The sequence below is a fragment of the Burkholderia territorii genome (assembly GCF_001718335.1).
Lineage (GTDB): Bacteria > Pseudomonadota > Gammaproteobacteria > Burkholderiales > Burkholderiaceae > Burkholderia > Burkholderia territorii.
On sequence record NZ_CP013366.1, the window covers coordinates 2,392,724 to 2,406,614 of the forward strand.

Consider the following 13,891-nt stretch of genomic DNA (forward strand, 5'->3'; position numbering starts at 1 on the left):
GTCCGATCTTTACTTCACCCAGATGTTCAGCGGCGACATCATCCAGAAGCCGACCACGACCACCCAGATCACCGTGACGGGCAGGAATACCTTCCAGCCCAGACGCATGATCTGGTCGTACCGGTAGCGCGGGAACGTCGCGCGCACCCAGATGAACACCGACAGCAGCGCGAATACCTTCAGCACCAGCCAGAAGATGCCCGGAATGAACGACAGGAATTCAAACGGTGCGTCCCAGCCGCCGAGGAACAGCGTCGCGGCCAGCGCCGAGATCACGATCATGTTGATGTACTCGGCGAGGAAGAACAGCGCGAACGCCATGCCCGAGTAATCGATCATGTGACCCGCGACGATCTCCGACTCCCCTTCCACCACGTCGAACGGGTGGCGGTTCGTTTCGGCGATGCCGGACACGAAGTAGACGACGAACGCCGGCAGCAGCGGCAGCCAGTTCCACGACAGGAAGTTCACGCCGTGGCCGGCGAAGAAGCCGTGCTGCTGCGAGCCGACGATTTCCGACAGGTTCAGGCTGCCGGCCGTCATCAGCACGAGCACGAGCGCAAAGCCCATCGAGATTTCGTACGAGACCATCTGTGCCGCGGCACGCATCGCGCCGAGGAACGCGTACTTCGAGTTCGACGCCCAGCCGGCGAGAATCACCGCATACACGCCGATCGACGAAATCGCCATTGCATACAGCAGGCCCGCATTCACGTTCGCGAGCACCGCTTCGGCCTGGAACGGAATCACCGCCCACACGGCAAACGCCGGCACGACGGTCATGATCGGCGCGATCAGGTACAGCCAACGGCTCGCCGCGCTCGGCTGAATGACTTCCTTCAGCAGCAGTTTCAGCACGTCGGCGATCGGCTGCAGCAGACCGCCGGGGCCGACGCGGTTCGGGCCGAGACGCACGTGCATCCAGCCGATCAGCTTGCGTTCCCACAGAATCAGGTACGCGACGCACAGCAGGATCACGACGGCGACGACGAGGATGCGCACGAGGGCCCACACCGTCGGCCACGCGACGCCGAGAAGCTGGGCTCCGCCCGCGTTGATCGTATCGAACAAGCTCATTTACGCCTTCTCCACCACCAGTTCACCGGACAGGCTGCCGAGCGCTGCGCCGGCAGGCGTCGCCGCCGACACGCGAACGACCGTCTCCGCAAGATTCGCGTCGCGCACGGCCGGCAACTGCACCGCACGCTCGCCCTGGCGCACGCGCACCGCGTCGCCTTCCTTCAAGCCCAGCTTGTCGAACAGCCCGGCCGGCAGCGCTGCGACATTCGCAGCCTTCGCGGCGGCCGTCAGGTGCAGCGCACCCGCGCGGCGCACGAGTGCGTCGGCATGATAGATCGGCACGTCGGCGAGACGTTCGAAGCCGCCGTTCGCCGCGGCTGCCGCGGCGCGCGCCGGCGCGACCGACGTCTGGTTCGACAGACGGTTCGCGACGCCTGCGTCGCCGAGCGCCGCGAGACGCACTTCTTCCGCCGTTTCGTATTCGAAGTTCGGCAGGCCGAGCAGGCTGCCGAGCACGCGCAGCACCTTCCACGCCGGACGCGTGTCGCCGAGCGGACGCACGACGCCGTTGAAGCTCTGCACCGAGCCTTCGGCGTTCACGTACGTGCCGGCTGTTTCCGTAAACGGCGCGATCGGCAGCAGCACGTCCGCATGGTCGAGACCATGCTTGAACGGCGACATCACGACGACCATTTCGGCCTGGTTCAGCGCGGCAAGCGCCTGTGCCGGATCGGCGGTGTCGAATTCCGGTTCGACGTTCAGCAGCACGTAGCCCTTGCGCGGCTGCGCGAACGCTTCGCGCGCGTTCAGGCCGCCTTCGCCCGGCAGGGCGCCGACGACGTGCGCGCCGACCGTGTTCGCCGCTTCCGTCAGGAAGCCGAACGTGGCGCCGGTGTTGTCGGCGATCCACTGTGCGACGGCGTGCAGTTTCGCGAATTGCGGGTGACGGACGGCCGCGTTGCCGAGCAGCACCGCGCGGCGCTGGCCGTTCGCGAGCGACTGCGCGACAGCTTGCGCTGCGGGCGATGCGGCGACGCCGGCGAGCGCGTCGGGCAGCGCGACGCCGCGCAGTTGCGCGACGGCCGCGGCGATGCCGGCCAGTTCGTCGAGCCATGCCGACGGCGCGGCGACGATGCGCTTCGCGGTCGGAATCAGCGAGTCATCGGCGGTCGCGTGCAGGAAGTGCAGCGTCGCACCGTTCTTCGCGGCCTGGCGCAGGCGAGCGGCGAACAGCGGGTGGTCGCGGCGCAGGAACGAACCGACGACGAACGCGGCATCCACGTTCGACAGTTCGGCGATCGGCATGCCGAGCCACGGTGCGCCCAGGACCGGTGCCGAGAAATCCTGCTGACGCAGACGGAAGTCGACGTTCGGCGTCTTCAGTTCGTTGGCGAGCTGCTTCACGAGGAACAGCTCCTCGGCCGTGCTGTGCGCGCTCGCGAGCATCGCCAGCGCGTTCGCGCCGTGATCCGCGGCGATGCCCTTCAGGCCCTTCGCGACATATTCGAGCGCGGTCTGCCAGTCGGTTTCGATCCACTGGCCGCCCTGCTTGAGCATCGGCTTCGTCAGGCGCTCTTCGCTGTTCAGGCCTTCGTACGAGAAACGATCCTTGTCCGAGATCCAGCATTCGTTGATCGCTTCGTTCTCGAACGGCAGCACGCGCATCACGCGGTTGTTCTTCACCTGCACGACGAGGTTCGCGCCGACCGAATCGTGCGGGCTCACCGACTTGCGCCGCGACAGTTCCCACGTACGGGCGCTGTAGCGGAACGGCTTGCTGGTCAGCGCGCCGACCGGGCACAGGTCGATCATGTTGCCCGACAGTTCGGAATCGACCGTCTTGCCGACGAACGTCGTGATTTCCGAATGCTCGCCGCGGCCCAGCATGCCGAGCTCCATCACGCCGGCGATTTCCTGGCCGAAGCGGACGCAGCGCGTGCAGTGAATGCAGCGCGACATTTCTTCCATCGAGATCAGCGGGCCCACGTTCTTGTGGAACACCACGCGCTTTTCTTCCGAGTAGCGCGACGACGACTTGCCGTAGCCGACCGCCAGATCCTGCAGCTGGCATTCGCCGCCCTGATCGCAGATCGGGCAGTCGAGCGGGTGGTTGATGAGGAGGAATTCCATCACCGACTGCTGCGCCTTCACGGCCTTGTCGGACTGCGTGCGCACGATCATGCCGGCCGACACGGGCGTCGCGCAGGCAGGCACGGCCTTCGGCATCTTCTCGACTTCGACGAGACACATCCGGCAGTTGGCCGCAACCGACAGTTTCTTGTGATAGCAGAAGTGAGGAATGTACGTATCCGCCTTGTGCGCAGCCTGGATCACCATGCTGCCTTCGGGCACCTCGACCTTCTTGCCGTCTATTTCAAGTTCAACCATGATGGTGAATGGTCCTTAACCTATTTCCGCCCGTTCGCGCGTTCGCCCGACCGTGCGCTCAAATTCCGCAACCGGTGCTTCGCTTCAGGCTGCCGCCGCGTGCGCATGGCCGCCGACCATGCACTGCTTGTGCTCGACGTGGTACGCGAACTCGTCCCAGTAATGCTTGAGCATGCCGCGCACCGGCATTGCCGCCGCATCGCCGAGCGCGCAAATCGTGCGGCCCATGATGTTCTCTGCAACCGAGTTCAGCAGGTCCAGATCTTCCTGGCGCCCTTCGCCGTGCTCGATACGATTCACGACGCGATACAGCCAGCCGGTGCCCTCACGGCACGGCGTGCACTGGCCGCACGATTCCTCGTAGTAGAAGTACGACAGGCGCAGCAGCGAACGCACCATGCAGCGCGTCTCGTCCATCACGATCACCGCGCCGGAGCCGAGCATCGAGCCGGCCTTCGCGATCGAGTCGTAATCGAGATCGGTCTGCATCATGATGTCGCCCGGGATCACCGGTGCCGACGAGCCGCCCGGAATCACGGCCTTGATCTTGCGACCGCCGCGCATCCCGCCGGCGAGCTCCATCAGCGTCGCGAACGGCGTGCCGAGCGGCACTTCATAGTTGCCCGGACGCTCGACGTCGCCCGACACCGAGAAGATCTTCGTGCCGCCGTTGTTCGGCTTGCCGATCTCGAGGTAATTCTGCGGCCCGATGGACAGCAGGAACGGCACCGCAGCGAACGTCTCGGTGTTGTTGATCGTGGTCGGCTTGCCGTACACGCCGAAGCTCGCCGGGAACGGCGGCTTGAAGCGCGGCTGGCCTTTCTTGCCTTCGAGCGACTCGAGCAGCGCCGTTTCCTCGCCGCAGATGTACGCGCCGTAACCGTGGTGCGCGTGCAGCTGGAACGAGAATTCCGAGCCCATGATGTTGTCGCCGAGGAAACCCGCGGCACGCGCTTCATCGAGCGCGGCCTCGAAGCGTCGATACACTTCGAAGATTTCGCCGTGGATGTAGTTGTAGCCGACGGTGATGCCCATCGCGTACGCGCCGATGGCCATGCCTTCGATCAGCGCGTGCGGGTTCCAGCGCAGGATGTCGCGATCCTTGAACGTGCCCGGTTCGCCTTCGTCCGAGTTGCAGACGAGGTACTTCTGCCCCGGGAACTGACGCGGCATGAAGCTCCACTTCAGGCCGGTCGGGAAGCCCGCACCGCCGCGGCCGCGCAGGCCCGATGCCTTCACGTCGGCGATCACCTGCTCCGGCGGAATCTTTTCTTCGAGAATGCGGCGCAGCTGCTTGTAGCCGCCGCGCGCAACGTAGTCTTCGAGATGCCAGTTCTCGCCGTTCAGACCAGCGAGGATCAGCGGTTTGATGTGACGGTCGTGGAGGGACGTCATTTCGAGAGCTCCTCAAGCAGCTGGTCGATCTTCTCGCGGCTCATGAAGCTGCACATTCTGTGATTGTTCACCAGCAGCACCGGCGCATCGCCGCACGAGCCCATGCATTCGCCTTCCTTCAGCGTGAACTTGCCGTCGGGCGTGGTTTCGCCGAAGCCGATGCCCAGCTTCTGTTTCAGGTAGTCGGCAGTCGCTTCCGCGCCACCGTGCGGGCCAAGCTGGCACGGCAGGTTCGTGCAGAGCGTGATCTTATGCTTGCCGACCGGTTTGAGCTCGTACATCGTGTAGAACGTCGCGACTTCCTGCACGGCGACGGCCGGCATGCCGAGATAGTCCGCGACGAACTGCATCAGTTCGGGCGACAGCCAGCCGTGCTCTTCCTGAGCGACGGCCAACGCCGACATCACGGCGGACTGTTTCTGATCGGCGGGATACTTCGTCAACGCTCGATCGATTTCCTTCAGGCCTTCAGCTGAGATCATTTTCAGACACGACTCTTTCAATTCCTACCGAACGAACAACCTGCCGCACTGCTGTGCAAGGACGGCAGACCTGGCGCTCACTGTTGACAGCTTGCGAAGCCGCGCCGGTTCAGCGCGCATCGCGTGTGACTTACTGCTCGCCGCCCGCTCGCGCGGGCGGCGCAACCATTAGCGATCGATTTCGCCGAACACGATGTCCTGCGTACCGATGATCGTGACGGCGTCGGCAATCATGTGGCCGCGCGCCATTTCGTCGAGCGACGCGAGGTGCGCGAAGCCCGGTGCGCGGATCTTGAGGCGATACGGCTTGTTGGCACCATCCGACACGAGGTAGATGCCGAATTCACCCTTCGGATGCTCGACCGCCGCGTACGCTTCGCCTTCCGGCACGTGAAAACCTTCGGTGAAGAGCTTGAAGTGGTGAATCAAGTCTTCCATGTTGGTCTTCATGCCGACGCGCGACGGCGGCGCAACCTTGTGATTGTCGGTCATCACCGGGCCCGGATTCTTGCGGAGCCACTCAATACACTGTTTCGCGATGCGGACGGACTGGCGCATTTCTTCGACGCGCACCAGATAGCGGTCGTAGCAATCGCCGTTCACGCCGACCGGCACGTCGAAATCCATGCGGTCGTACACTTCGTACGGCTGCTTCTTGCGCAGGTCCCACGCGATACCCGAGCCGCGCAGCATCGGGCCCGTCAGGCCCATCTGCAGCGCGCGTTCCGGGCTGACGACGCCGATCCCGACCAGACGCTGCTTCCAGATCCGGTTGTCGGTCAGCAGCGTTTCGTACTCGTCGATGCACTTCGGGAAACGCGTGAAGAAGTCGTCGATGAAGTCGAGCACCGAGCCGCTGCGCGCTTCGTTCATCTTCGCGAGCGCCTTCTCGTTGCGAATCTTCGACGCCTTGTATTGCGGCATTGCGTCAGGCAGATCGCGGTAGACGCCGCCCGGGCGGTAGTACGCCGCGTGCATCCGGGCGCCGGACACCGCTTCGTACACGTCCATCAGGTCTTCGCGCTCGCGGAATGCGTACAGGAACACGGCCATCGCGCCGACGTCGAGCGCGTGCGCGCCGATCCACATCAGGTGGTTCAGCACGCGCGTGATCTCGTCGAACAGCACGCGGATGTACTGCGCGCGCTCCGGCACGTCGATGCCGAGCAGACGCTCGATCGCGAGCACGTAGCCGTGCTCGTTGACCATCATCGACACGTAGTCGAGACGGTCCATGTACGGCACGGACTGGATGAAGGTCTTGTTTTCCGCGAGCTTTTCAGTCGCGCGGTGCAGCAGGCCGATGTGCGGATCGGCGCGCTGGATGACTTCGCCGTCGAGCTCGAGCACGAGGCGCAGCACGCCGTGCGCTGCCGGGTGCTGCGGACCGAAGTTGAGGGTGTAGTTCTTGATTTCTGCCATGACGCCCCCTTAATGTTTCAGACCGCCATAGCGATCCTCGCGGATCACGCGCGGCGTGATTTCGCGCGGCTCGATCGTCACCGGCTGGTAGACGACCCGCTTTTCTTCCGGGTCGTAACGCATTTCGACATAGCCCGACACCGGGAAGTCCTTGCGGAACGGATGGCCGATGAAGCCGTAGTCGGTGAGAATGCGGCGCAGATCGGGGTGACCCTCGAACACGAGGCCGTACAGGTCGAACGCTTCGCGCTCGTACCAGTTCGCGGAGGTCCAGATGTCGACGAGCGATGCGACGATCGGCAGATCGTCGTCCGGCGCGAATACGCGCAGGCGCAGGCGCCAGTTGTTCGTGACCGACAGCAGCTGCGACACGGCCGCGAAACGCGGACCGTCGTAGGCGCCGTCGCCGTAGGTCTGGTAGTCGACGCCGCAGAGGTCGATCAGCTGCTCGAAACGGAACTTCGGATCGTCGCGCAGCATCTTTGCGACTTCGAGGTAATCACTCGCCTTCACGACGAGCGTCAGTTCACCGATCGCTTCGGTGAGGCTCACCACGCGCGCGCCGAGCGCGGCTTCGAGGTTTGCCTTGAGGGTCTCGATTTTGCTTGCCATATTGAGGGGACGCTCGGGGCTTTATTGACGGGCGATGGTGTTGGTGCGGCGGATCTTCGCCTGAAGCTGGATCACGCCGTAGACCAGCGCCTCGGCCGTGGGCGGACAGCCCGGCACGTAGACGTCGACCGGCACGATCCGGTCGCAACCGCGGACCACCGAGTACGAGTAGTGGTAGTACCCGCCACCGTTCGCGCACGACCCCATCGAGATCACCCAGCGCGGCTCGGCCATCTGGTCGTACACGCGGCGCAGCGCGGGCGCCATCTTGTTGCACAGCGTGCCGGCGACGATCATCACGTCCGACTGACGCGGACTCGGACGGAACACGACCCCGAACCGGTCCAGGTCATAACGGGCCGCGCCCGCATGCATCATCTCGACGGCGCAACACGCGAGCCCGAACGTCATCGGCCACAGCGAGCCGGTACGCGTCCAGTTGATCAGCTTGTCAGCCGTCGTGGTGACAAACCCTTCCTTCAAGACCCCTTCGATACTCATTTGCTTTCCACTCCAGACGAGCGGCCCAGCGTGGCCGCCCATGCAAACCGGCGATTAACCCATCACTCCCAGTCGAGGCCGCCTTTCTTCCAGATATAGGCAAAGCCCAGCAGGAATTCGAGCAGAAAAATCATCATTGCGATGAAACCCGGCCAGCCGATGTCCCGGAGCGCGACGCCCCACGGAAACAGGAATGCGGTTTCGAGATCGAAGATGATGAACAGGATGGCGACGAGATAGTACCGGACGTCGAATTTCATCCGGGCGTCTTCAAATGCTTCGAAGCCGCACTCGTACGGTGCGTTCTTGTCGACGTCCGGCTTGTTGGGACCAAGGAGCTTGCCGATGCTGACCAGCGCTATACCTAAACCAGTGCCCACGAGGAGGAACAACAAGACGGGGTAATAGGCTGCGAGGTTCAAGGCAATCCTCTATCGGTTGGTTCTGAGCGTCCGGAGAATACCACTTCCGGCGGAAGGAATCATTTCGGAGTGCATGCGATCACAAGACAATCGCAAGGCACACCCCACAAATGAAAAATGCCAGCCACTAGAAGCGGCTGGCATTGAGTAACTTTGGTGCCGACGGCGAGACTCGAACTCGCACAGCTTTCGCCACTACCCCCTCAAGATAGCGTGTCTACCAATTTCACCACGTCGGCACTGCATGCAACTCGGGTTGTGCTGCTTGTTCCCGCGAATCGCTTCAAGAATTAAATTCTAACCCGAGTTTCAGATTTGTTCAACGCACAAACGCAAAAAAACGAACTTTTTATTTCGGGACGTCCTGGCCCGGCGCGCTCGCTGCCGAGCCCGCGGCAGCAGATGCCGCCACGGCCGGCGCCGAAGCCGCAGGTGCCGACGCCGGCGCCGTAGCGACCGCGCCGAGCACGCCTGCCGACGGCGTCGACTTGTACGATCCGAGGTACGTCAGCGCGAGCGTCGCGACGAAGAAGATCGTCGCGAGGATGCCCGTCGTGCGCGACAGGAAGTTCGCGGAGCCCGTTGCGCCGAACAGGCTGCCCGACGCACCGCTGCCGAATGCGGCACCCATGTCGGCACCCTTGCCATGCTGCAGCAGCACGAGTCCGATCACACCGAGTGCAGACAGCACCTGCACGACAATAATCAGCGTCTTGAATAACAGCATCACACCCACCCGATTGGATCAGGCAACCGGATCGACCGGCCGCCATCATGGTTCTTCAATTCGATCCCGGACCGCTTAACGCGCGGCCCGGCAGATCGCCAGGAAATCTTCCGCCTTCAGCGACGCGCCGCCGATCAGGCCGCCGTCGATATCCGGCTGCGCGAACAGCTCTTCCGCGTTGTCCGGCTTCACGCTGCCGCCGTACAGCACCGACACGTCCGCCGCACCCTTCGCCGCGAGACGCGCACGCAGGAATGCGTGTACGTCCTGCGCCTGCGCCGACGTCGCGCTCTTGCCCGTGCCGATCGCCCAGACCGGCTCGTACGCGACGACGATCCGCGCTGCCTCGTCGGCCGTCAGCACGGCCAGCACGGCATCGAGCTGCGCCCCGACGACCTGCTCGGTCGCGCCCGCTTCGCGCTCGTCGAGCGTTTCGCCGACGCACACGACGGGCGTGAGGCCCGCCGCGAGCGCGCGCTGCGCCTTCGCGGCGACGGTTTCGTTGCGCTCGCCGTGATACGCGCGACGCTCCGAGTGACCGACGATCGCATACTGCGCGCCGAACTCCGCCACCATCGCGGCCGCCACTTCACCGGTGAACGCGCCCTGCTCGTGCGCGGATACATCTTGCGCGCCGAACGCGATACGGCCGCCGCCGAGTTGCGCCTGAACCTGCGCGAGGTACGGGAACGGCACGCATACGCCGACCGACGTTTCGGCCGGCACCGCGCCCGCGCCCTGCACCACTTCGTTCAGCAATGCCTGGTTGCCGGCCAGCCGGCCGTGCATCTTCCAGTTGCCGATCACTCGCTTCGTTCGTTGTTTCGACATCGTGTCTGTCTCGTCACTATCTTGTCATTGACGCGCCGGAATTCGGCCCGTCAGGTTGGATCTGGCGAAGCAAACCCGCGATTTTACTGCGCACGGCTTGAACCGGTCAAACCGCGCATGTCAAGCCCGCCGCCCCGGGCCATCACGTGTTCGCGCCCCAATCCAGCACGATCTTGCCGATGTGCTCGCCGCTCTCCATCAGCGCATGCGCCTGCGCGGCGTCGCCGGCCGGCAGCACGCGGTAGATCACCGGCCGGATGCGGCCGTCCGCGAGCAGCGGCCAGACGCGTGCCTTCAGCTGCGCGGCGATGCGCGCCTTGAATTCCACCGGGCGCGGGCGCAGCGTCGAGCCCGTCACCGTCAGCCGGCGGCGCAGGATCTCGTTGAGGTTGACCTCGGCCTTCGCACCGCCGAGCAGCGCGATCAGCACGAGGCGGCCGCCATCCGCGAGCGCGGACAGCTCGCGCGGCACGTACGAGCCCGCGACCATGTCGAGGATCACGTCGACGCCGCGATCGTGCGTCAGCGACTTGACGACCTCGACGAAGTCCTCGGTCTTGTAGTTGATCGCACGCTCTGCACCGAGCGCCTCGCATGCGCGGCATTTGTCGGCATTCCCGGCCGTCGCGAACACGCGAAAGCCGAGCGCGTGCGCGATCTGGATCGCCGTCACGCCGATTCCGCTCGAGCCGCCCTGCACGAGCAGCGTTTCCTGCTCGCCGCCCTCGCCCGCGCCGAGCAACGCACGGTCGAACACGTTGCTCCACACCGTGAAGAAGGTTTCGGGCAGCGATGCGGCCTCGATGTCGGTCAGCCCGTCGGGCACCGGCAGGCATTGCGGCAGCGGCGCGACCGCATATTCGGCGTAGCCGCCGCCCGCGAGCAGCGCGCAGACGCGATCGCCCAGCTTCAGGCCGAACGGGTTCAGCGTCGCATCGGACAGGTCGCCGCCGACGATCTCGCCCGCGACCTCGAGGCCAGGCAGATCCGATGCGCCGGGCGGCGGCGCATACGCGCCCTTGCGCTGAAACACGTCCGGCCGGTTCACGCCGGAAGCCGCCACCTTGATCAGCACTTCGCCGCGCTTCGGTTCGGGGCGTGGACGCTCCGCGAGCTTCAGCACGTCGGGGGCGCCGAATTCGGTGATTTCGATGGCTTTCATGGTGGTCGCTCCAGGATCGGTCGGATGGCGCACCCGCGCGCGGCACGGGCGCCTCGCAGGCGCTGCTGCGCCGCACAACGATGCTACAGAAAAAACGGCCGGCACGCTTTCGCACTGCCGGCCGTTCTCACGCCTGTCCGCTTACTGCTGCGGCGGCGTATCCGCCTGCGACGCTGCCGCTGCTTCGTTCAGCAGCGCCTTCGCCGACAGACGCACGCGACCCTTCTCGTCCGTCTGGATCACCTTGACCTTAACCTGCTGGCCTTCCTTCAGGTAGTCGTTGATGTCCTTCACGCGTTCGTTGACGATTTCCGAGATGTGCAGCAGGCCGTCCTTGCCCGGCAGCAGGTTCACGATCGCGCCGAAGTCGAGCAGCTTGAGCACCGTGCCTTCGTACACCTGGCCGACTTCGATCTCGGCCGTGATGTTCTCGATGCGCTTCTTCGCCTCGGCCATGCCTTCGCTGCTCGTGCTCGCGATCGTCACGACGCCGTCGTCCGAGATGTCGATGGTCGTGCCGGTTTCCTCGGTCAGCGCGCGGATCACCGAACCGCCCTTGCCGATCACGTCGCGGATCTTTTCCGGGTTGATCTTGATCGTGATCATGCGCGGTGCGAATTCCGACAGTTGCGTGTTCGCGCCAGAGACCGCCGACGTCATCTTGCCGAGGATGTGCATGCGGCCTTCCTTCGCCTGCGCGAGCGCGACCTGCATGATTTCCTTCGTGATGCCCTGGATCTTGATGTCCATCTGCAGCGCCGTCACGCCGTGCTCGGTGCCGGCCACCTTGAAGTCCATGTCGCCGAGGTGATCCTCGTCGCCGAGGATGTCGGTCAGCACCGCGAACTTGTTGCCTTCGAGGATCAGGCCCATCGCGATACCCGCGACGTGCGCCTTCATCGGCACGCCTGCATCCATGAGCGCGAGGCAGCCGCCGCACACCGACGCCATCGACGACGAACCGTTCGACTCGGTGATTTCCGACACGACACGGATCGAGTAGCCGAATTCCTCGGCGCTCGGCAGGCACTTGACCAGTGCGCGCTTCGCGAGACGGCCGTGACCGATTTCACGGCGCTTCGGCGAGCCGACGCGACCCGTTTCGCCGGTTGCGAACGGGGGCATGTTGTAGTGGAGCATGAAGCGCTCGCGGTATTCGCCTTCGAGCGCGTCGATGATCTGCTCGTCACCCTTCGTGCCGAGCGTCGCCACGACGAGCGCCTGCGTTTCGCCGCGCGTGAACAGCGCCGAGCCGTGGGTGCGCGGCAGCACGCCGGTGCGGATCTCGATCGGGCGCACGGTGCGCGTGTCGCGACCGTCGATGCGCGGCTCGCCGTTCAGGATCTGCGAACGCACGATCTTCGCTTCGATGTCGAACAGGATGTTGCCGACCGTAGCCTTGTCGGCCGCGACCGTGCCGGCCGCCAGCGCTTCTTCCTCGAGCTTCGCCGAGGTCGCCGCGTAGACTTCCTTCAGCTTCGTCGAACGCGCTTGCTTGTCGCGCAGCTGGTAAGCGGCGAGCAGGTCGCCGTGCGCCAGTTCCGTCACGCGCGCGATCAGCGCCTCGTTCTTCGGTGCCGGCTGCCAGTCCCATTCGGGCTTGCCGCCGTCGCGCACGAGTTCGTGGATCGCATCGATCGCCACCTGCATCTGCTCGTGGCCGAACACGACCGCGCCCAGCATCACGTCTTCCGGCAGCTGGTCGGCTTCCGACTCGACCATCAACACCGCACGCTCCGTGCCGGCGACGACGAGGTCGAGGCTCGATGCCTTGAGCTGCTCACGCGTCGGGTTCAGCACGTATGCGTTGTCGATGTACGCAACGCGCGCGGCGCCGACCGGACCGTTGAACGGCAGGCCCGACACGGCAAGCGCGGCCGATGCGCCGATCAGCGCAGGGATGTCCGCCGGAATTTCCGGGTTCACGGACAGCACGTGGACCACGACCTGGACTTCGTTGTAGAAGCCTTCCGGGAACAGCGGGCGCAGCGGACGGTCGATCAGGCGCGACGTCAGCGTCTCGTGTTCCGACGGACGGCCTTCGCGACGGAAGAAACCGCCCGGGATCTTGCCGGCCGAGTAGGTCTTTTCGAGGTAGTCGACGGTCAGCGGGAAGAAATCCTGGCCCGGCTTCGCCGACTTCGCGCCGACGACGGTTGCCAGCACGACGGTGTCTTCCACGTCGACGATCACGGCACCGCTCGCCTGGCGAGCGACTTCACCGGTTTCGAGGCGCACCTTGTGCTGGCCCCACTGGAATTCCTTCACGACCTTGTTGAACATGGACATGGTTGCTCCTTTGTATTCATTCATTTCATTCGCCGCGCGGGCCATCCCGTGCGGCGGCGTCCCGACCGAATCACCCGGAGCAAGGTGTGTTTTTTATGCCATTCCAGCGCGCCGCTCGACGAGCGCCTCGCTGGAATGACACAAATCCCGACCCCGGTATCAGCCGTTCCGGCAGCCGGCACTCACGTGCCGGACTACCCGCGGTGCGCGTGACGCTACGCACCGCGCAAAAACAAAATGCCTGCATCAGCGGACTGACACAGGCATCTTGCTGGCGGCAATCGCCTCGATTACTTACGCAGACCCAGCTTCTCGATCAGCGCGCGGTAACGGTCGGCATCCTTGCCCTTGAGGTAGTCGAGCAGCTTGCGGCGGCGGCTCACCATGCGCAGCAGGCCGCGGCGGCTGTGGTGGTCCTTCGCGTGGGTCTTGAAGTGACCCGTCAGTTCGACGATACGTGCGGTCAGCAGTGCGACCTGGACTTCGGGCGAGCCCGTGTCGTTGGTACCGCGGGCGAACTGAGCAACGACTTCCGACTTCTTGATATCTGCAACAGACATGTGATTTCCTTTGATTCCTACTTGCTAACTGAACAGGCGGACACGGAAGAATGGCCGTGCCGTGACTTACAACCGGCGGG

Annotated in this window: 13 protein-coding genes and 1 tRNA gene; all 14 read right to left on the reverse strand. The window is 64.5% G+C overall.

The features are described from left to right. Window positions 1–9 precede the first annotated feature (9 nt). The gene (gene nuoH / locus WS51_RS21605; protein WP_059448007.1) at window positions 10–1,077 is read right to left on the reverse strand and encodes an NADH-quinone oxidoreductase subunit NuoH; all 1,068 of its coding nucleotides are present in this window, start codon (window positions 1,075–1,077) and stop codon (window positions 10–12) included. Beyond that, entirely contained in the window at window positions 1,078–3,408 is a 2,331-nt protein-coding gene (nuoG, locus tag WS51_RS21610) for an NADH-quinone oxidoreductase subunit NuoG (RefSeq protein WP_059502606.1), read from the reverse strand. It lies immediately after the preceding gene. 84 nt (window positions 3,409–3,492) lie between these two features. Next, window positions 3,493–4,803 (reverse strand): NADH-quinone oxidoreductase subunit NuoF, encoded by a 1,311-nt coding sequence (nuoF, locus tag WS51_RS21615; protein WP_059448009.1) that lies wholly within the window; start codon window positions 4,801–4,803, stop codon window positions 3,493–3,495. After that, window positions 4,800–5,285, reverse strand: coding sequence for an NADH-quinone oxidoreductase subunit NuoE (nuoE, locus tag WS51_RS21620; protein ID WP_006478266.1), 486 nt, complete (start codon window positions 5,283–5,285; stop codon window positions 4,800–4,802). Before nuoE ends, nuoF begins: the two co-directional genes overlap by 4 nt. A 168-nt stretch (window positions 5,286–5,453) precedes the next feature. Beyond that, window positions 5,454–6,707 (reverse strand): NADH-quinone oxidoreductase subunit D, encoded by a 1,254-nt coding sequence (locus WS51_RS21625; protein WP_059448010.1) that lies wholly within the window; start codon window positions 6,705–6,707, stop codon window positions 5,454–5,456. Window positions 6,708–6,716: 9 nt separating this feature from the next. After that, entirely contained in the window at window positions 6,717–7,319 is a 603-nt protein-coding gene (locus WS51_RS21630) for an NADH-quinone oxidoreductase subunit C (RefSeq protein WP_069229764.1), read from the reverse strand. 21 nt (window positions 7,320–7,340) lie between these two features. Then, entirely contained in the window at window positions 7,341–7,820 is a 480-nt protein-coding gene (locus WS51_RS21635) for a NuoB/complex I 20 kDa subunit family protein (RefSeq protein ID WP_006398799.1), read from the reverse strand. Window positions 7,821–7,882: 62 nt separating this feature from the next. After that, entirely contained in the window at window positions 7,883–8,242 is a 360-nt protein-coding gene (locus WS51_RS21640) for an NADH-quinone oxidoreductase subunit A (protein WP_059448012.1), read from the reverse strand. A gap of 154 nt (window positions 8,243–8,396) precedes the next feature. After that, window positions 8,397–8,481, reverse strand: a tRNA-Leu gene (locus WS51_RS21645). Window positions 8,482–8,591: 110 nt separating this feature from the next. Then, window positions 8,592–8,969, reverse strand: a complete 378-nt coding sequence (gene secG / locus WS51_RS21650) for a preprotein translocase subunit SecG (RefSeq protein WP_031401913.1) — start codon at window positions 8,967–8,969, stop codon at window positions 8,592–8,594. Window positions 8,970–9,044: 75 nt separating this feature from the next. Beyond that, complete coding sequence (gene tpiA / locus WS51_RS21655) at window positions 9,045–9,800, reverse strand: triose-phosphate isomerase (protein ID WP_059448014.1); 756 nt, start codon at window positions 9,798–9,800, stop codon at window positions 9,045–9,047. Window positions 9,801–9,942: 142 nt separating this feature from the next. Further along, complete coding sequence (locus WS51_RS21660; RefSeq protein ID WP_059770861.1) at window positions 9,943–10,962, reverse strand: NAD(P)H-quinone oxidoreductase; 1,020 nt, start codon at window positions 10,960–10,962, stop codon at window positions 9,943–9,945. Window positions 10,963–11,103: 141 nt separating this feature from the next. Next, on the reverse strand, window positions 11,104–13,251 hold the full coding sequence (gene pnp, locus WS51_RS21665; protein ID WP_059448730.1) for a polyribonucleotide nucleotidyltransferase: 2,148 nt from the start codon (window positions 13,249–13,251) through the stop codon (window positions 11,104–11,106). A 290-nt stretch (window positions 13,252–13,541) separates the two neighbouring features. After that, window positions 13,542–13,811 carry a 30S ribosomal protein S15 gene (gene rpsO, locus WS51_RS21670; RefSeq protein ID WP_006398792.1) on the reverse strand — a complete coding sequence of 90 codons (270 nt, stop codon included), beginning with the start codon at window positions 13,809–13,811 and terminating at the stop codon, window positions 13,542–13,544. Between the last annotated feature and the right edge of the window lie 80 nt (window positions 13,812–13,891).